This window comes from Anaerosolibacter carboniphilus (assembly GCF_014205875.1).
Lineage (GTDB): Bacteria > Bacillota > Clostridia > Peptostreptococcales > Thermotaleaceae > Anaerosolibacter > Anaerosolibacter carboniphilus.
Map to the genome: position 1 here is coordinate 129,815 of NZ_JACHEN010000009.1, position 20,795 is coordinate 150,609.

Consider the following 20,795-nt stretch of genomic DNA (forward strand, 5'->3'; position numbering starts at 1 on the left):
TAGTAAACAAATGAAGACCCAGCAATCGTTGGGTCTCCATTCATGTTGGGCTTTGTTAGAAAACTAGATTAAATAATTGACACACCTGCACTGGCATAGCCCGTGACAGTAGTAATAACAGTCAAACCTTCACCTTCTACAGTAAACACCATCAATAACCGATCTTCAGGCGAAACAGGTATTACCAACCCATCGGTAAAGCCTGCGAGAACAGTACCAACTCCAACTATACCCGTGAGAGTAGGCGCTAGTGTTACAGATGCTCCTGGAATCGCAATAAAGGTGTTATCTGGTGCGCCTGATATATACAACTGTGCTGTAACTGTTGCGGTTGCTCCTACAAGAGCTAATGCTACTGTTGTGCTGAAGAATGCTGCAATTGAAGTAATAATTCCAGCACGTGGGAGAGAAAATGCAAAGTCTATAACCGGGAATAGAGGCGTACCGGTGAGATCTATCATTCCTCCGACAACACTAACATTGCTCGAAGAGTTTCCAAATCCGACAAGCCCTGCAGTGTCAGCAACTCCTAATGCAGTCGTGGTCATGATAATTGGTCCTCCAGATGCAAATGGAATTATCGCACTACTACCTGTGGCTCCGGTTGCCCCTGTTGCTCCGGTTGCTCCCGTTGCTCCTGTTGCTCCCGTTGCCCCTGTTGCTCCAGTTGCTCCCGTTGCTCCAGTTGCTCCCGTTGCCCCTGTTGCTCCTGTTGCTCCCGTTGCCCCTGTTGCTCCTGTTGCTCCCGTTGCCCCTGTTGCCCCTGTTGCTCCCGTTGCTCCCGTTGCTCCTGTAGCTCCTGTAGCTCCTGTACCTCCGGTTGCTCCGGTGGCCCCTGTTGCCCCGGTGGCCCCTGTGGCTCCGGTTGCTCCGGTGGCCCCTGTTGCCCCGGTGACCCCTGTGGCTCCAGTTGCTCCGGTTGCTCCGGTTGCTCCGGTTGCTCCGGTTGCTCCGGTTGGTCCAATAGCAGATTCAAATTCTATAATAAGGGTTGGCCAATTTGGTACGATAGCATCTTCATAACCTCTAAATCCCATTAAGCTGGTTTGATTTTCAAAGGTGGTAAGCACAAATCCATTATTTGGAAATAACCCGCTATACCAGTCTTCCACCAAGCCAGTTAAATCTAGATAAATATATCCTCCTACAAGATCATCTGCTAGATTTGTCTCATATACATATCCTCCTGCAGGCGCAGGCTGTGTATTCCAGGTCACTGTATTCTGAGAAAAACTACTTAAAAGTCTTTGTGCCGATAGCGGTTGTATTCCTGGAGCTATCTTTTGGAAAAATAGCAGTCTTAATGTAGCCTTTGTAATGATTGATGCTGGTGGAATTGCGCTGATGTCGAAATTTAAGAGAGTTCTAAACACATCATCTGGCGCTGCTGTTCGTCCCACAAAAAGATTCTCTTGAGGTCCAAAGTTCTGGTTTGGCTGTAATTGAGACACGATGGTTGCATCTATCGGGGTTAAGAACAATATCGGCAAAATAATCCCTCCATTCTTTGCACTATCAACAACTTGAAAATTCTACACGATGCTCTTTATAATCCCTCCTTTACTCGTTCAGTAAAGTAGTGTGCTAAAAATGTTAATAGTAAATTAACCCCTTCAGGGCTTTGTCCCAATACATATATATTCTTTTAAAGAATAATGGTTACAAATTAAAGGATAAATATTATAATTCCGCCTATTCTTTTTATTTGAAAGTAAAAAACTTATACTTTTCATCTGTTTAATTTTATATAAGTTCTTTCATAAAAAGCCAAAATTTCAATAGCTTCCATCACAGCTGATAAAAGATGGATAAAAAAATACAGTAGCTCACCGTTCTAATAACGTTGTTCTACTGTATTCACAATCACTCATACTCTATTTGCTAGCATTCTATTCATCAAAGTATGAATCTAAATATGAATGATGTTTTCCATCTTGATCCCAACCCAAAATGGCATCCATATTCACATTCTGAGCTGCCTTAAAGATCGATTTATCAACATCTTTGAAAGCACCTTTTAAATTTTTGATTAATTCCTTGATTTCATATCTTTTATTTCCAGTCTTTTCAGCCGCCACCATGCAAGCACAATTCAGTGGCCATATCCCACTTTCTTGGGTGAAGTATTCAATATATTTCTCCTCTATATAATACATAGGACGAATAAGTTCTAGCCCCTTAAAATTTGACGATCGGAGCCTAGGCAACATCGTTTTAAAACATCCCGTATAGAGCATATTTAACATCGTCGTCTCAATCACATCGTTAAAATGGTGGCCCAAAGCAAGTTTATTACATCCTAATTCCTGAGCTTTATTATATAATGCACCACGCCGCATTTTCGCACACATATAGCAGGGATAATCCTTGGCAATATTATCTACAATGCGAAAAATTCCTGAATCATAGATCTGGATATGTATGTCCAGGTAATTGCAATTCTCTATCATTAACCTCTTTATATCCCCATGATAGCCCGGGTCCATAACGATGAACTCAAGTTCAAAATTATTTTCACCATGTCTCTTTAGCTCCTGAAACAGCTTTGCCATCAACATGCTGTCCTTACCACCGGAAATGGCTACAGCAACTTTATCTCCAGGTTCAATCATTTTATAGTCTTTTAATGCCTTTATAAATTTCGACCAAATTTGTTTTCTATATTTCGTAATTAAGCTTCGCTCTATTTCTTGTAGGGACTTCCTTTCTTCAAAGGGAATCAATATCTCGCAGCCCTTCCCTGCAATGTCACTCATTCTATCACCCAACCTTTCACGAAAAATATTATAACATCTCTCAATGCTTTTGTCTTAGAAAAAAATAGGCTAAAAGAATGATGAACTGCCTTCAAAAAGGTTCCTATCTTAAAAGATACTTCTAGTTGGATTTTCTCCGTTGACTGCTCTTTGTTCTGGTACTCTGATTTCTCGTATTGATCTTCTTTCCAGAAGTATTCCTTTTCTCCTCATTTTTTCTTTTTTCATTAGGTCCTCTTTTAAAAGATTCACCTTTATTTTTATTGTGTTCAGTTCGCCCTCTCTTTTGGCTGCTTTTGAACTTTCTGTCTTTTTCTTCTGAATAATTTCGTCCATCATTTTTTCTCTTTTGATTGACCTCAAACTCTTTCTCCTTCGTGAGTTTTCGTTTTTTAATCGTCATTTGAATCGTTTTTTCGATCATATGCAAGTCTTCATAATCCTTAGGTGTCACGAAGGTTACTGCCACTCCTGTCTGCCCGGCTCTTCCCGTTCGACCAATACGGTGAACGTAGCTTTCTGCATCCTGAGGTATGTCATAATTGAAAACATGGGTGATTCCCTCAATATCCAAACCCCTGGCAGCTACATCTGTAGCTACAAGCAAAGGTATTTCCATATTTCTAAAGCTTTTCATTACTTTTTCTCGTTTTGCTTGGGTCAAATCACCGTGCAGTTCATCAGATTGATACCCACGCTCGCCGAGCGCTTGGTTAAGAGCAGTAACCCTTCGCTTTGTTCGGCAGAAAATGATGGCCATAAAAGGCTTGTATTCATCAATCATTCGACATAGAGCATCTTGTTTCCCTCTATCTGTTGTGTCAATTACGATTTGATCTATTTCATCTAACGTAATACGATTGCTTTTTGTTGCAATCTGCATAGGTTCTTTCATGTACCGAGAAGCCAATTCACGCACTCCTTTTGGCATGGTAGCTGAAAAGCACATGGTTTGTCTCTCTTTCCCTGTATGCCGAATGATTGTCTCTACCTCTTTTAAAAATCCCATGTGGAGCATCTGATCAGCCTCATCCAACACCAACTTATCTAGTTTGCTAAAATCGACAGTCTTTCTTCTTAAATGATCCAGCAACCTTCCTGGTGTTCCAATGACCATATGAATATTGCCCTTTAACTTTCTTACTTGCTGCTCCACATCTTGTCCACCATACGCAGCTAGTATTTTTATATCTTTCACTGATGCCAGCTTCCTAGCCTCAGCAGTAATCTGTATGGCTAGTTCCCTGGTAGGCGTAATCACAAGGGTTTGTACACTGGATTTATTTACATCCACGGTTTCCATGGCAGGCAATAAAAAGGCCAAGGTTTTTCCTGTGCCTGTTTGGGCTTGTGCAATGACATCCCTACCCTCTAACAGAATGGGAATTGTCTCTTCTTGAATCGGTGTTGCCTCAGATATTCCTTGTTCCTGTAATGCATCGCATAATTCTTTGCTAATTCCAAGTAATTTAAAGTTCATCTTCATAGTAACGACCTTTCTTTTTTATTTATTATAAGTATTCCTAACTTAATTCATTCTACTTCTCTTAAATGAATTCTATCTTCTGTCCTTATTCTGCTTTTGTTCCCAAAGAAGCCCAGTATTCATATAATATATGTAATCCAACAAAAATTCAATAAGGAGAAATCCGATCTGGCGGAGGGAAAAAAATGAATAGACTTATCTATGAACGATACGTTAAAGATTTTCAAATCAATCTATTGGATTGCAAGCTCCTTGGAAGGGGACACAACGGCATTGTCTATATGCTTCCTGAGGGTAAGATTATTAAGATTTGTTTCGAGCCGGAATCGTGTGAAAAAGAATATGCTATTTTAAAAAGAGTAGCCAGAAGTAAATATTTTCCAAGGGTTTACGGCATGAATGGCAACTACATGATCCGTGATTATGTTGAAGGAATCATTTTGAAAGACTATATCAAAGAATACGGTCTAGATAGAAATCTATCCATCAAGCTCATAGAACTATTAAAGGAATTTAAGCGGTTGCGTTTTTCTAAAATCGACTTACGATGCAAAGATATCATCATTCAACCCAATGGTAATTTGATGGTCATCGACCCTAAAAAGTTTTATTCAAAAAAGAGAAATTTCCCAAGGCATTTATCCAAAGGTCTTTATAAACTAGGTGTATTGGATTATTTTATGTCCGTTGTTAAAGATGTAAGTCCCCAACTCTATAAACAATGGTATTTGGAAATTGATAACTATATTCAAGAGAAAAAAGAAGAACTTGATTAACGTGAATATTAGAAAAAAGATGTCCTACAGAATAAAAATTCCACAGGACATCTTTTTTCTAATATTCATCTTTGAACAAGTCAAAACCATATAAAGTATATTATGAATCGTTATATACCTACATTTTTAAACTGGTTGAAATATAAACTATGATACAAACCCTTCTTTTGCATGAGACTATCGTGATCTCCACACTCCACAATTTCGCCTTTATTTATCACCATAATCCTATCAGCATTTCGAATCGTACTCAATCTATGGGCAATAATAAAGCTGGTTCGTGACTTTACAAGCTTAAGCATGGCCTCTTGTATGTGTAATTCAGTACGAGTATCCACATTACTAGTCGCCTCGTCTAATATGAGTATGGAGGGATTCGCCAGCAGGGCCCGCGCTATCGCTAAAAGCTGTTTTTGACCCTGACTAAGATTCCCACCATTTTCCGTAATCGTGGTCTCATATCCTTTTGGCATTCTCCGTACAAATCCATCAGCATTGGCTAATTCAGCAGCTAATTCAACCTCCTCATCTGACGCATCCAACCGCCCATATCTGATATTATCTCGAATTGTACCTGTGAATAAATATGTATCCTGCAGTACCACTCCGAAACAATTTCCTAAGCTTTTTCGCGTATATTCTCTAACATCTATGCCATCAATAGAAATACTTCCACTGCTTACATCGTAAAACCGAGTGAGTAAACTTATAATTGTAGTCTTCCCCGCTCCAGTGGGGCCTACAAGAGCAACATTGCTGCCTGGTAAAACTTCAAAATTCATTTTTTCAATGATGGGAATATCCTGCTGGTAGCCAAAGGTCACATCTCGAAAAGCTACATGCCCTTTTGGGTTCGCCAAAATTTTTGCTCCAGGCACATCTTCTGGTTCCTCAGCTTCATCAAGCACCTCAAATACTCGCTCTGCTCCAGCGATTGCTGATTGTAATGTATTATATATACTGGATATCTCATTTAAGGGTCTTACAAACTGCCTTGAATAACTTAAAAAACTAGCAATAATACCTATCGTTATCATATTTCTAACTGCTAAGACCCCTCCCACACCTGCAACCAAGGAAAATCCAATATTATTGATCACGTTCATCAACGGCATAATAAATCCTGACCATATCTGGGCCTTTATCCCAACATTACACAATTGGTCATTTATATCATCAAACTCCTCAATTACTTTTTCCTCATGATGAAAAGCTTTTACGACGAAAATTCCTGATATGGTTTCCTCGATATGTCCATTTAATCTACCTAGTTTTTGCTGCTGTTCTTTAAAAAATACTTTTGTTTTTGCTGCCGTTAACCGAGATACAACAAAAACCAATGGAATCGTAATAATGCTAGCCAATGTTAACAATGGACTTAGCAACAACATCATATAAAGAGATCCACTTATAATAAATGCACTTGATAGTAGCTGTATAGTTGATTGAGATATGGTAGCACTCACATTTTCTATATCATTGGACAATCTGCTCATGATCTCCCCATGGGTATGCAGATCAAAAAAAGAGATTGGAAGTTTTTGAAGCTTGTCAAACAATGCAGTACGCAGCCTTTGCACAATACGCTGAGAAACACCCGCCATGAACCAACCTTGAAGAAAGCTAATAATGGCATCTATTACGTATACGAGAAAGAGAGCTATTACAATAACTTCTAGAAAATGACCTCCTATGCCTTCATTTTCACGAACCATTTCATCTATGGCTCTGCCGATTAGAAAAGGTACTGATAATCCTAAAACAGCGCTTACAATCACCAATAGGAACAACATTACAATGTATTTTCGTTCATCCCCGAAATAAGTCCATAACCTTTTCATGGTTCCTCTAAAGTTCTTTGCTTTCTCCGTAGACCTTCCATGATGGCCTCTCCCGAGCCTTAGATAGTTGTTAAAGCTTTTACCTATATCTTTCTGTAGATTAGAGTTTAAACCTATCTTCTCATCGTTCGTACTTTCCTTTTCTTCTCCCTTCCTATATTCCATATTCCATTCCCTCCCTTCCGATCTGAGAATAAAATATATCCTGATAAACCTTGCATGATTCTAGAAGATCCTTATGATTTCCTATTCCTATTACATTCCCATGATCTAATACAATGATTTTATCCGCACCTATCACTGAAGTAATTCTTTGGGCAACAATCAAAGTGGTTAATCCCCTAGAAAATTCCTTTAGCCCATCTCTAATTCTCTCTTCCGTTACCACATCAACCGCACTGGTACAATCATCCATAATCAATATGGTCGGATTCTTTATCAGGGCACGGGCGATAGCAATTCGTTGTTTCTGTCCTCCTGACAGGTTTACGCCACCCTGTCCCAGCATGGTATCATACCCCTTTGGAAAAGCTGTGATGAACTCATGGGCTTGAGCTAAAGAAGCTGCCCGTATCACCTCATCCTCACTGGCCCTCTCATTGCCCCACTTTATATTCTCTAAAATTGTACCTGTAAACAGCATGGTCTTCTGGGGTACAATTCCAATCATTCCCCTTAGCGTCTTTGGATTTATATTTCGAACATCCCCACCATTTACTTTCACGTTCCCCTTCGTAACATCATAAAATCGTGGTACTAAATGGACAAGGGTACTCTTTCCCGAACCAGTAGCCCCAATGATACCTACTGTTTCTCCTGATTTGCAGGTAAATGATATTTTCTTTAAAACGGGATCTGTTAGGTTCCTCTCATATGAAAAATACACATTTTCAAATTCTATTTGACCTTTGTCCTTCGACATTTCCTTGATGTCCTCACTCTCCATCATCCCCTTATCCTTCTGGAATACCTCATCGATTCGTTCATAGGATGCTTTTGCACGAACAAATCCATTGAATACCATGGAGATCATCATGAGAGAGTGCAATATCTGGGTCATGTAATTAATAAAGGCGATAATCTTGCCCACTTCCATATGCCCGTAACTTACAGATATTCCCCCATACCAAATCACCGCAACAATACCTAGATTTACCGTCAATGTTATGGCTGGCGAGAATACAGCTATCTTACCCTGGGCATCTGCGGTTATTGATGCTAGTTCTTGATTCGCATCCCCAAATCGTTTACTTTCGTAATCAAATCTATTGAACGCCTTTACGACACGAATACCTGCTAGAAATTCGCGAAATATCCCATTCAAACGATCGAAGGCTTTTTGCACTTTTCTAAAAAAAGGATATCCAATTTGCATATTAAAGTATATCAGTATTCCTATGATAGCAACCACCACCAAAAGGATTAAGGTCATCCCTGGATCCAACAGAAAAGCCATGATAAAACTTCCAATGCTTAAAAGTGGTGCTTTCACAAAAATTCTCATCATCCGATGGGCAAATCCCTGCACCTGCTGTACATCATTGGTAAGCCGCATAATCAACGAAGCGGTATCAAAATCATTGATTTGATCGAATGAAAAATTCTGTATTTTTTCAAAAAGATCAGATCTCAGTTCACTCCCAAATTTCTGCGAAACATTGCTAGAAACAATATTGCGGCCTATAGCACCAATGGCACCAATCGCTGTAATTCCAAGCATGCCTAGCGCCATTTTAAATACATAATCCATATCCTTATTGGCTACTCCTATATCAATAATTCGAGACATGATGGTAGGCTGAATTAAATCACACAACGCTTCGATGGTCAGAAAAATAATACTTATTGAGAAGTGCTTCCAATATTTCTTTATGTATTTTTTTGCTGTAGTCATATTGATCACTCCTGTATGCTTTTGCTGCCATTCTAAAATATAATTTCTTACATGCTAAATTATACCATTTCATAGAGAATAAATACTATGGATATTATTGAATCAAATTATGTCTTTTATAATAACAGCAGTAAAATAAAGAAGGCCAATCTATGATTAAATCTTAGTTTGGCCTTCTTTACTTGAAGTTATTTAAGTTAGCTATTCTTTACTACCGGCAGCGTCGAACCACCATAGGGCATAATCAATACCTTGGCATCTTCTCCTAAAACACAATAGGCATTGGTCAGGGCCTCCTCTATGTTTCCATAAGGCTCTAAAAAAATCCTTCTCACGAAGCCATCTTCCAGATCAGAAATCAGAAATATCCTTGCTCTCTGATGGACCATAGCTATAGCCGCTGCCTTATGGCCTCCTAGTTCAAATTTCTTTTGAATGTTGACGATCATTTCATCTGGTGATTTAGCAGTCGTCATCCATCTTTCAAAGGTATGCTCTCCTAAACCTTCCTTACAAGATGCTACCAATATAATGATCCCACCATCTCTTACTGCATGTTGTGCATTGTCTAAAGCTTTTTGTGCTTGATATACGTTGATATCTTTTGGAAACCCTCCAGGTGAAACAATCACAATATCTGCTGGATGATCCATTTCAATTTTATAGAGTTGATCTAAAAACTTGCATCCTTCCCGATGGGCTTCGATATGGTGCCCCGCTACTGCCTTCATAATATTTTTCTTTTCATCCAGCACCACATTTACAATGAAATCGATAGATAACATCTTGGCAACTTCATCGATATCCCTTCGAAGAGAGTTTTCATCCAGTGTACCTGCTTTGGCGTCTTTTCTTACCATCATGCTATGATTTGCCTGAATAGCTTCTCTTGTAGATACTCCAGGCATGATTGCCTTTGCACCACCGCTATATCCTGCAAAATAATGGTATTCAATGTTCCCTAAACAAATTCTTCTATCAGCGTCTACTACTGGTCTAAATATATCTACTGGCGTTCCTGCAGATGTTATACCAATATGGGTGCAATCCTCTACATCAGAATCTATGCACTCGATCTTCTCGTAGATTTCATCTCCCACAAGATATCTTTTTTCTTCCTCTGAATGCTTCCTATGGCTTCCCAATGCAAAAACAATCTTTATATCTTCATTCGAAATATGGGCTTCATAAAGTTCTTCTAACAATAAAGGAAGTACGATCTTACTCGGCATGGGCCTTGTAATATCACTGGTAATAATTACAATTTTTTCTCCTTCCTTTACAATATCCTTTAGTCTGGGTAAGCCTATAGGGTTTTTTAATGCTCTTTCTACTTCTTCCCCATCCATGCTATCAACTGATACTTTATTTGCTTCTAAGACACCCATCAAATTCTTCTGGTCTATTTGAAATTTTACACTTTGTTTTCCAAATCCTAATGAAAATTCCATGCTTATTCCTTCCTTTTGCAGAAAATTTAGTTTTGATACTCTATAGTCTACTTACCTTTGTATCTATTGCAGCTTGTGCAACCGCCTTCGCAATTTTTTCTGCTACTCTCAAATCAAAAGCATCAGGTATGATATATTCTTCATTCATTTCTTCTTGAGGAATCAATTCGGCAATCGCATTGGCTGCTGCTAATTTCATTTCTTCATTGATTTCCCTTGCTCGTACATCCAATGCCCCTCTGAATACACCGGGGAAAGCAAGTACATTGTTTACCTGATTGGGGAAATCAGATCTACCTGTTCCTACAACCCTTGCCCCCGCCCTTTTGGCCAAATCTGGCATGATTTCAGGAACTGGGTTTGCCATGGCAAAAACGATGGCATCTTTGTTCATTTTAGCAACCATTTCCTCTGTAACCACATTTGCAGCAGATACACCGATAAACACATCGGCTCCATCCATGGCGTCTATCAACTTGCCTTGCTTTTTATGAACATTTGTTATTTTCGCTATCTCTTCTTTTGAAGCATCATTATGGGGTGAGCCTGGATAGAGAATACCTTGTCGATCACACAATAGAATATCTTTTACCCCCAAACTGATTAACATTCTTGTGATGGCAGTTCCTGCCGCACCTGCACCATTCACTACCACGGTAACGTCCTTCGTATTTTTTCCAACCAATCGAAGCGCATTGATTACCCCTGCTATTACTACAATAGCGGTTCCATGCTGATCATCATGGAATACAGGGATATCTAATTCTTTTTTTAATCTCTCTTCAATTTCAAAACATCTAGGCGCACCAATATCCTCTAGATTGATTCCCCCAAAGGTTGGTGCGATAAGTTTTACTGTTTCTATAATTTTCTCCGTATCCTTTGTTCCTATACAAATAGGAAAAGCATCCACATTCCCAAAATGTTTAAAAAGTATACACTTTCCCTCCATCACTGGCATCGCGGCCTCAGGCCCTATGTCGCCAAGACCTAGAACCGCAGTGCCATCAGTTACAACAGCTACCAGATTCCACTTTCTTGTCAAATCATACGCCAAATCCTTATTCTTTTCTATTGCGAGGCATGGTTCCGCTACCCCTGGTGTATAAGCGATAGAAAGATCTTGCTTATTGGTAAGGGGTGCCGTACTCACCACCTCAATTTTTCCTTTCCACTCTTTGTGCATCTCCATTGCTTTCTGTTTCGTATCCATTTTCCATCCTCCGTATCCGTAGATTTTTAATATTCTGATTGAAATACTTTGCAAAACTCACTCCATTTATACTAGCAATAACTATGCCAATCTTAATTTTACATGTTTAATCCCCGCAACACGCCTCATATCCAGGAAATTAACCCCCATAATCTGCTAGATATAAACAAAATAGTGTTAATAATACTAACACTATTTTGTACAATCGTTTACATATTGAACACTTCATATTCCTTCAGTCGTTTCCATATGGTTGTACGACTCATGCCTAACTTTTCAGCCACAAGGGTCATGTTTTCTCCATTTTCTCTGTACATTTGGAGAATGATTTCTCTTTCCATTTCTTTGAATGTAGCTTTTCTTATCATCATGCATTCTTCAGAATCATCGGCAGACTGTTTCCTTTCAAAATCCAGTGGATTATCTATGAAGTCATTAAATATCTCCTCTACTAGCATATCATCCTTAAGTAATATTAATCTTTCAATAAAGTTTTGTAGTTCCCTCACATTTCCTGGCCAATAATAGGCTGTAAGCATCTTCACAAAGTCTGGTGTTATGTCAAAGGACTCCCCCGCCATAAAGTGTCGTACCAATCCAACAATGTCTTCTCTTCTCATTCGAAGAGGTGATGTTTGCAATTTTAAAATGTTAAGACGGTAATAAAGATCCTTTCTAAATAAATCCTTTTCTACCGCTTCAAACAGGTTATTATTCGTAGCTGCGATTATTCTTACATCAATTTGGATCACGCGATTTGAGCCTACTCGCCATACCTCTTTTTCTTGGAGAACCCTTAACAAGCTGGCCTGCAAGTTTTTTGATATAGAACCGATTTCATCTAAAAAAATGGTACCTTTGTGAGCCAACTCAAATAATCCCATCTTACCGCCTTTTTTTGCACCGGTAAATGCTCCCTCATCATATCCAAAAAGTTCACTTTCCAGTAAATGCTCCGGTATGGCTGAGCAATTGACAGCAACGAAAGGACCATTTCTTCTGCTGCTTACATTGTGAATTCCTTGGGCCAAGATCTCCTTGCCTGTGCCCGATTCCCCATGAATTAGAACAGTAGAATCAGATGCTGCAAACCTCTTAGCTTTTGAGATTAATTTTTTTACACTATCACTTTGACCAATATAGTGATCTAATGTGTATTTGGCAACAAGACCTTTTTGGTAGATTTCTGAGCGGATCTTCATTTCAATATCTTGTATATAGCTTATATCTTGAAAAGTAGCCACTACTCCTTGGACCTTATCCTTAATTTTAATTGGTATTCTATTGGTTATGATTGTGCTATTCTTATGTTTTTGAACTTCTCCGATTTGCCTTTCACCAGTAGACAGCACATCTATTAATCCCGTAGTTGGGATAAACAGATCTGCCCGATTTCCTATAATTTTTTCTTCTTTAATACCCATGAGTTTCTCAGCAGCAGGGTTAAAAACTGTCACATGCCCCGCCTCATCTGTTACAATGATCCCTTCATGGGCAAAATTTATAATTTGTTTTACGCGTTCTGCCTCCAACATCTGCTGTCTTGAAAGGTGTATGATTTCAACTGCGCTCTGTATTGCTTGGTTGATTGTCTCGGGTGCAGTCTTTAGAATTACTCCTCTTTTACCCAATGATTCCACATGTTGTTTGGTTAGAATGCCTCCTATGATAACCTCCACACCTTGTTCTATTGCCTCTTCCACCATCTGGATTACTTCACTGCTATTTTTATATGAAGTCATATACAAAAGTTCTATGTTAAATAGTTTTGATATCCACTGGCTATCGAAAGATACTGGCTCATATAAGATCAATCCGATCTTATTTGAAAATTTACTTGCCTCTTCTACAGCATACAATATATCAAAGGAAGTAACGCCACAATTCACTACAGGGACGTTTACCCTATTCGCAATAAGAGAAGACGTGGCCCCCCTACTGATGATAATCTCATAACCCTTTCGCTCCAATTCCATAGCCATCTGAACGCCCGATTCAAAGGCCCCTTCGAATACATCTAAAGCTATCTCCATCTTTTTTGACATATCTTCCACCAAATGAACAAGCTCTTTATATGGAGCGATAAACGCCATTTTCATCCGATCTACTCCTCTAATTAAAAGTTAATACCCTATTTCGCACAATTATTCTCCGTTGTACGTTTTTTTATATTATATCACTTATTCTATAGATTTTTTATCAAATGACACTGTTAAAATTATATGTTGATATTTTATAATATTACAGCCTAATTCCTTATGAATGTAGGGGTGGACGCCCCTGTCCACCCGTCAATGCTCTTGATGACATCAAAGGACGGACAGAGTCGTCCGTCCCTACAAAATCAACATAATACTTTATCAGAACCTATTAAATAAAAAAAGCATAAACTCAACATATGGAGTTTATGCTCATATTATTTGCTGTTTCTTCCTTAAGAAATCTTTTTAAACAATTTTTGTATATTCAAAGGATAATTTTCCCTTACCATTGATTAGTTCATCTTTTTCAATATAATTAAATAACTTGTATTTTTGAGATAGGATACCTGAGCTGATGTAGAAATTTCCAATTACTCTATTCGCGTTAAATCCGTCAATTGCAATCAGCATTTCGCCCTGTTTTCTGATAAATACACCATCCTTGAATTGGTCACCCCTGATATATCCCTCACCATTTAAGCATTTTTCAACGGCCTCGTAAAAAGACAAACTGTACATTTTATTCACTCCTTTACAATAGTATTCAATAATTGGGACATACTTTTCTTTCCATTCTATATCATACTTATTATTACATCGTTGTGTATATTTATTCATTTTAATTTATGTTTATTCCTTTGTCAACATTTTTTTATTTCTCCCATTAAAATAAAAATAGAGCTCTCATTCTAAGGAATGATCACTCTATTTTGTTGACATCAATATTTATTTTAGATATCGCTAGTTATCTTTCAACCATTAACTATTATAGTATAGACTCTCAGAAGAATACTCAGGATCACTGGTTACGTCGATACCAAGTTTTCTAAAGGTCTGTTCGTCATTCATGCTTAAAATTGTGGTCGAATGGGCTTGGCAGCCTTTTAGCATGCCTAGTTTTTCCATGGCTACCTGAGCTGTTGGATTGGTAACCGCACAGATGCTAAGAGCAATCAATATTTCTTCACTATCTAGAGCTGCACTCTTACTGCCTAAAGTTTTTGACTTTAAATTAATGATTGGCTCAAGAATCACAGGAGAAATCAAATGGATTTCATCAGATATATTTGCAAAATGTTTTACAGCATTTAGAATAACAGCCGCCGTTGCATCCATTATATTTGAATTCTTACCAGTTAATATCGTTCCATCGTTTAGTTCTATGGCTACAACAGGGCATACTTCCCCCTTATTGGATAACTCTTTTAATTTGGCCGAACGCTCCCTGGCAGGTAAAACAACTTTGCGATCCTCTTGTTTCAGGTTAAGTTCTTCCATAATCAACTTTGATCTTTCAAAAGTTTCTTTATCTACATAACCTTTTTTGTATTCAACGCCTGTTTTAAAATATCTTCTAATAATCTCTTGCTTTGAAGCCTCTTTGATCACTTCGTCATCGATGATCCCATAGCCTACTCGATTCACACCCATGTCAGTAGGAGATTTAAATACAGCCTCTTCTCCTGTTATCTTTTCAATAATCCGACGAAGGACGGGGAATGTTTCAATATCTCGATTATAGTTTACTGCTATCTTATCATAGGCATCGAAATGGAATGAATCGATCATATTTACATCTTTTAAATCTACAGTTGCCGCCTCATATGCGATATTCAACGGATGCTTTAAAGGAACATTCCATACAGGGAATGTCTCAAACTTTGAATATCCTGCGACTCTACCTTGTCTGTATTCATGGTATAATTGACTCAGACAGGTTGCCAGCTTACCGCTTCCTGGCCCTGGTGCTGTAACAACAACAATAGGTTTCGTTGTTTCGATGTATGGATTCTTGCCATATCCTTCATCGCTTACGATCGTATCAACGTCTGTCGGATATCCTTTCGTAGCCCGATGGGTATACACTTTGATACCTCTGCGTTCCAATTTATTTATGAACACAGTCGTTGCAGGTTGTCCATCGTATCTTGTGATCACAACGCTATTTACATCTAATTCATAGGCTCTTAAGTCATCAATCAATCTAAGGGCATCAATATCATATGTGATGCCAAAATCTCCCCTGATTTTATTTCTTTCGATATCTCCAGCATATACACAAATGATTACTTCAACTTTTTCTTTTAGCTTATGTAGCAGCTTGATTTTAGCATTTTCATCAAATCCTGGCAGCACCCTCTTAGCATGAAGATCAAACAAGAGCTTTCCACCAAACTCTAGATATAGCTTATCGTAATCATTCACTCTTTCCAAAATGTATTTGGACTGTTCTTCTAAATATTTTTTGTGATCAAATCCTATTCTCATAATTTTCTCCTTATCATATAATGGTTGCTCAAGTAGTGGCTGTTAATATATATTTATAATTCTTCACGCACATTGCTTTTTGACATTTTATTATTGCATAGTTTTTGGCTAAAGTAAATAGTATCTCCACCGGAAAATAAAGCAAGCTTATTTTTTTATTCCACGACATCTGAAAAGCAAAAACAAGGATCGCATTGTTTTGCAATCCTTGTTTTTGCTGGATTCATTAAAAATTAAATCACTTTTCCACTATCTGATCTGTAATTGTCTTTATCTTAATTCATCTGCAATAAGTTTCCCCATTTCTTTTGTACCTACCAGATGCATTCCTTCACCCATGATGTCCCTTGTGCGTATATTTTTTCCTAGAATATTAACCACCGCATTTTCTATAGATTTCGCTTCTGACTCTAAATCAAAAGAATATCTTAGCATCATGGCCGCCGAAAGGATCATCCCGATTGGATTGGCTAGATCCAAACCAGCGATATCTGGTGCTGAGCCGTGAATCGGTTCATAGATACCGATCTTGCCTTCTCCTAAGCTGGCTGACGGTAGTATACCGATAGACCCTGTAATCATGCTGGCTTCATCGGATAGTATATCTCCGAACATATTGGTGGTTACAATTACATCAAATTGACTTGGATTTTTGATAAGCTGCATGGCTGCATTATCGATATACATATGGTTTAATACCACATCATCATATTCGCCAGCTACCTTTTCCATAACACTTCTCCATAGCCTAGAGCTTTCAAGGACATTAGCCTTATCAATGCTGGTAACCTTCTTGTTCCTTTTTCTGGCCACTTCAAAAGCCGTACGGGCAATGCTTTCTATTTCTGTCTCACTATATATTTCTATGTCATAGGCCTGTTCTCCCATAGTTCCTCGTCGTCGACCTTTCTCACCAAAGTAAATACCTCCTGTTAGCTCCCGGACTACACAAAGGTCAATGCCCTCCCCAATGATTTCTGACTTTAATGGACAAGCATCCTTTAGTTCCTTATATAAAACAGCTGGACGAATATTTGCATAAGACCCTAGCTCCTTTCGAAGTCGCAGCAGCCCCCGCTCAGGTCTTTGATCACCAGGTAGGTGATCCCACTTTTCTCCACCTACAGCTCCTAATAATACGGCATCACTTTTTAGGCAAATAGTCAAATCTTCTTGCGGCAGCGCCTCACCTTTTTTATCTATGGCACATCCCCCCATCATCACCTCTGAAAACCGAAATTCATGATGATATATGCTGCCGATTTCTTTTAGCACTAGTAGTGCCTGATCCATAATTTCTGGCCCTATACCATCACCAGGAATCACTGCTATATGAAAATTCATCATTAAAACCTCCAATTCTCAGTTTTATCTTTGTAGTCTTATATAATTGATCAACCCATCGGCTGCAATGATTTCCTGCATAAATTCAGGCAAAGGCTCTGATTGATACGTCTTTTCTTTTGATACATTTTGGATAATTCCCTTTGATAAGTTCACCTTTAGTAAGTCGCCAGCTTCTATGTCATCGACTGCTTCCTCACATTCCAATATTGGTAATCCAATATTGAAGGCATTGCGGTAAAATATTCTAGCGAAGCTTTTTGCGATTACACAGGATATCCCTGCAGCTTTGATTGCAATAGGAGCATGCTCCCTGGAAGAACCACATCCAAAATTTTTTCCTGCCACGATGAGATCTCCCTTTTCAACTTTTTGAAAAAAGGTATCATCAATGTCCTCCATGCAATGTCTGGCCAATTCTTCTGGCTCAGATGTATTCAGATATCTTGCTGGAATAATTACATCCGTATCCACATTGTCTCCATAACGAAACACAACACCTTTGACTTCCATCTCAATCCCTCCTATGCCACATCTTCTGGATTTGTTATCTTGCCTGTTAAAGCTGAAGCGGCTGCCACCGCTGGACTAGCTAAATAAACCTCTGATTCAGGATGTCCCATTCTACCCACAAAATTTCGATTCGTAGTCGCAATGGCCCTTTCCCCTTTTGCAAGAATTCCCATATGTCCCCCTAAACATGGTCCACAGGTAGGGGTACTGACGATCGCACCTGCTTTGATAAATGTTTCGATTAAGCCTTCCTCTAGAGCCTGCAAGTAAATATTTTGGGTTGCAGGAAAGATAATAGTACGCATTCCTTTTGCCACTCTTCTTCCTTTTAATACCTCTGCCGCTATACGCATATCTTCTATCCGCCCATTAGTACAGGATCCAATCACTACCTGATCAATCCTTACATCGCCAACGTCATCAATAGCTCGAGTGTTTTCTGGTAGATGGGGAAATGCCACTGTAGGTCGAATTTGTCCTAGATCAAACTCATATGTTTTGCTATACTCCGCATCCCCATCGGCCTCATATACCGCATATGGCTTTATAGAATGGGCACGAACATAATCAATGGTAGCATCATCTACTGTAAAAATTCCATTTTTTGCACCAGCCTCAATCGCCATATTAGCAATGGTAAAGCGACTATCCATAGAGAGATAATGAACGCCATCTCCAACAAATTCCATAGATTGATATCGAGCACCCTCCACTCCTATTTTTCCGATGATGTGTAAGATGATATCTTTTCCACTTACCCATTTTTGAGGTTTTCCTTTTAGCACAAACTTTATAGCGCCAGGCACCTTAAACCAGCATTTCCCTAATGCCATTCCTGCTGCCATATCAGTACTTCCGACTCCTGTTGCAAAGGCACCTAGGGCTCCATAGGTACAGGTATGGGAGTCGGCACCAATAATCACATCACCGGGCACTACCAACCCCTTTTCCGGAAGAAGTGCATGTTCAATTCCCATTTCTCCTATTTCGAAATAATTCTCTATCTCCTTTATCATGGCAAACTCACGCATCATTTTACACTGTTCTGCAGACTTTATATCCTTATTGGGTGTAAAGTGATCTGGGACAAGCACCACTTTTTTTCGATCAAAAACTTCTGTAGTACCCATTCGCTCAAACTCTTTTATTGCTACGGGTGCCGTAACATCATTACCCAGTACAATATCCAGATTAGCCTGGATAAACTGACCTTCTTTAACTTGGCTAATTCCTGCTCGACTCGCTAATATTTTTTGAGTCATTGTCATTCCCATGTTTTCTTCCTCCTTTTCATGATTCACACTTTATAAGAAACGGTTCTTATACCCACCTATTTCTTCTTACCACAAGTTCTGCTGTTCAAATGGGAGTGTCATCCACCATTTTATTTAAAGCTTCTACATAGGCGTGGATACTGGCCTCAATAACATCCGTACTCAATCCTCTTCCCGTATATATTCGTTGATCACCTTTTATTTTTACGATCGCTTCACCTTGGGCGTCCTTTCCTTCTGTTACCGCATGAAGAGAATAGTCTTGCAGTATGATTTTCTTCCCAATAATTTGTTCAATGGCACGAAATACTGCATCAACTGGTCCATCTCCCGTTGCAACCTTTTCGCTTTCCTTCCCATGATGGGCTAACTTAACAGTAGCCATGGCTGTCATTTTATTTCCACTGTTAATCACAAAGTTCTTCAATGTATAAACTTTTCTGGCTTCTACGAAATCCTTTGTCATGATAGCTTCTATGTCTCGATTGTCGACCTCTTTCTTTTTATCTGCTAGTTCTTTAAATCTTAAGAAAGCTCTGTCTAGTTCTTCTTTGGATACATCAAAACCTAACATTTTTAATCTTTCATGAAAAGCATGGCGACCTGAGTGTTTTCCCAAAACCATTTTGTTTTGAGATAATCCTATGGTTTCTGGTGACATGATCTCATAAGTACTTCTTTCCTCCATGACACCATGCTGGTGAATCCCAGATTCATGGGCGAAGGCATTAGCCCCTACAATGGCCTTATTAGGCTGTACCTGTATCCCAGTAATCGTACTGAGCAATTTGCTTGTGCGCAATATCTGTTTGGTTTCTACATTACAATCAACACTATAAATATCTTTTCTCGTATGAATGCCCATGACAATTTCTTCTAATGCTGCATTACCTGCTCTTTCGCCTATACCATTGATGGTGCATTCGATTTGAGTTGCCCCGCCTTTTACCGCAGCAAGTGAGTTGGCTACAGCCAAGCCTAGGTCATTATGACAGTGAACCGAAATCTCAGCCTTATGGATATTCGATACATTTTGTGAAATTCCGTAAATTAAGCTATAAATTTCATCTGGCGTACTATAGCCCACCGTGTCGGGAATATTGATTACCGTTGCCCCTACATCGATAACTGCCTTTATAATCTTATATAAAAAGGCCGGATTGCTTCTCGTCGCATCTTCTGCTGAAAACTCGACATCAGCGCAATACTGCTTTGCTAATTTTACAGCGCTGATAGCACTTTCTATGACTTCATCAGGCTTTAGTTTTAACTTGTATTTCATGTGAATATCTGATGTGGCTATGAAAGTATGAATTCTTGGTTGGGCTGCATATTGTATCGCTTCCCAAGCACAAGTGATATCTTTAGGAAGTGTTCTGGCCAAGCTGGCAACAGTGCAATTTTTAATACTTTTTGCAATCTCCTTCACCGCTGCAAAGTCTCCTGGCGATGCGATAGCAAACCCTGCTTCAATCACATCTACCTTTAAGATCTCCAACTGCTTTGCCATTTGAATTTTTTCTTGTAGATTCATACTGCACCCTGGAGATTGCTCTCCATCTCGTAATGTGGTATCAAATATTTTGATCAATCTGCCCATGATCTATCACCTCTCCTTTATTTTGTTGACCCTTTTTCTCCATTTCCTTATCACGTTGTGTACTTTGTATATTGTATTATGTGTTTTCAAAAAAACTTGTTGCCCATTGGTTTTCTTAACAATAAAAAACTCTCGTCTCTAAGATATATAGAACTATACCCTAGGGACGAGAGATTCT

General features: G+C 38.9%; 15 protein-coding genes and 1 other annotated feature (1 of these 16 cut by a window edge). Of the genes, 1 reads left to right on the plus strand and 14 read right to left on the minus strand.

The window, feature by feature from the left end; translation table 11 throughout:
- Positions 1 to 68: 68 nt before the first annotated feature.
- The 3 genes from HNQ80_RS26440 to HNQ80_RS08925 all read right to left on the minus strand — a co-directional run bounded on the left by HNQ80_RS26440 (position 69) and on the right by HNQ80_RS08925 (position 4,236).
- Complete coding sequence (locus HNQ80_RS26440) at positions 69 to 1,490, minus strand: exosporium glycoprotein BclB-related protein (RefSeq protein WP_330602813.1); 1,422 nt, start codon at positions 1,488 to 1,490, stop codon at positions 69 to 71.
- A gap of 399 nt (positions 1,491 to 1,889) precedes the next feature.
- On the minus strand, positions 1,890 to 2,756 hold the full coding sequence (locus HNQ80_RS08920) for a tRNA 2-thiocytidine biosynthesis TtcA family protein (RefSeq protein WP_184310293.1): 867 nt from the start codon (positions 2,754 to 2,756) through the stop codon (positions 1,890 to 1,892).
- A gap of 121 nt (positions 2,757 to 2,877) precedes the next feature.
- On the minus strand, positions 2,878 to 4,236 hold the full coding sequence (locus tag HNQ80_RS08925; RefSeq protein WP_207726930.1) for a DEAD/DEAH box helicase: 1,359 nt from the start codon (positions 4,234 to 4,236) through the stop codon (positions 2,878 to 2,880).
- A 191-nt stretch (positions 4,237 to 4,427) separates the two neighbouring features.
- Between HNQ80_RS08925 and HNQ80_RS08930 the strand changes: the two genes are divergently transcribed.
- Positions 4,428 to 5,018: a protein kinase gene (locus tag HNQ80_RS08930; RefSeq protein ID WP_184310295.1), complete on the plus strand. Its 591-nt coding sequence runs from the start codon at positions 4,428 to 4,430 to the stop codon at positions 5,016 to 5,018.
- Between the two features lie 110 nt (positions 5,019 to 5,128).
- Here the strand turns inward: HNQ80_RS08930 and HNQ80_RS08935 are convergent, their stop codons facing one another.
- The 11 genes from HNQ80_RS08935 to HNQ80_RS08985 form a co-directional block, all read right to left on the minus strand.
- Positions 5,129 to 7,024 (minus strand): ABC transporter ATP-binding protein, encoded by a 1,896-nt coding sequence (locus HNQ80_RS08935; RefSeq protein WP_184310296.1) that lies wholly within the window; start codon positions 7,022 to 7,024, stop codon positions 5,129 to 5,131.
- Positions 7,014 to 8,753 (minus strand): ABC transporter ATP-binding protein, encoded by a 1,740-nt coding sequence (locus HNQ80_RS08940; protein WP_184310297.1) that lies wholly within the window; start codon positions 8,751 to 8,753, stop codon positions 7,014 to 7,016. The genes HNQ80_RS08935 and HNQ80_RS08940 overlap by 11 nt, the downstream gene beginning before the upstream one ends.
- 197 nt (positions 8,754 to 8,950) lie before the next feature.
- A complete protein-coding gene (locus HNQ80_RS08945; RefSeq protein ID WP_184310298.1) occupies positions 8,951 to 10,204 on the minus strand; it encodes a nickel-dependent lactate racemase family protein in 1,254 nt (417 codons plus the stop codon).
- 40 nt (positions 10,205 to 10,244) lie between these two features.
- The gene (locus HNQ80_RS08950) at positions 10,245 to 11,417 is read right to left on the minus strand and encodes an NAD(P)-dependent malic enzyme (RefSeq protein WP_184310299.1); all 1,173 of its coding nucleotides are present in this window, start codon (positions 11,415 to 11,417) and stop codon (positions 10,245 to 10,247) included.
- A 209-nt stretch (positions 11,418 to 11,626) separates the two neighbouring features.
- Positions 11,627 to 13,516, minus strand: a complete 1,890-nt coding sequence (locus HNQ80_RS08955; RefSeq protein ID WP_184310300.1) for a sigma 54-interacting transcriptional regulator — start codon at positions 13,514 to 13,516, stop codon at positions 11,627 to 11,629.
- Between the two features lie 348 nt (positions 13,517 to 13,864).
- Positions 13,865 to 14,137 (minus strand): hypothetical protein, encoded by a 273-nt coding sequence (locus HNQ80_RS08960; RefSeq protein WP_184310301.1) that lies wholly within the window; start codon positions 14,135 to 14,137, stop codon positions 13,865 to 13,867.
- 240 nt (positions 14,138 to 14,377) lie between these two features.
- On the minus strand, positions 14,378 to 15,886 hold the full coding sequence (locus HNQ80_RS08965) for a DUF1846 domain-containing protein (RefSeq protein ID WP_184310302.1): 1,509 nt from the start codon (positions 15,884 to 15,886) through the stop codon (positions 14,378 to 14,380).
- Between the two features lie 270 nt (positions 15,887 to 16,156).
- The gene (gene leuB / locus HNQ80_RS08970) at positions 16,157 to 17,230 is read right to left on the minus strand and encodes a 3-isopropylmalate dehydrogenase (protein WP_207726931.1); all 1,074 of its coding nucleotides are present in this window, start codon (positions 17,228 to 17,230) and stop codon (positions 16,157 to 16,159) included.
- 24 nt (positions 17,231 to 17,254) lie between these two features.
- On the minus strand, positions 17,255 to 17,743 hold the full coding sequence (gene leuD / locus HNQ80_RS08975) for a 3-isopropylmalate dehydratase small subunit (protein WP_184310304.1): 489 nt from the start codon (positions 17,741 to 17,743) through the stop codon (positions 17,255 to 17,257).
- Positions 17,744 to 17,754: 11 nt separating this feature from the next.
- Complete coding sequence (gene leuC, locus HNQ80_RS08980) at positions 17,755 to 19,017, minus strand: 3-isopropylmalate dehydratase large subunit (protein WP_184310305.1); 1,263 nt, start codon at positions 19,015 to 19,017, stop codon at positions 17,755 to 17,757.
- An 85-nt stretch (positions 19,018 to 19,102) separates the two neighbouring features.
- Positions 19,103 to 20,617: a 2-isopropylmalate synthase gene (locus tag HNQ80_RS08985; protein WP_184310306.1), complete on the minus strand. Its 1,515-nt coding sequence runs from the start codon at positions 20,615 to 20,617 to the stop codon at positions 19,103 to 19,105.
- A gap of 159 nt (positions 20,618 to 20,776) precedes the next feature.
- Positions 20,777 to 20,795 (minus strand) — a binding site (T-box leader); it runs 250 nt beyond the window's last position.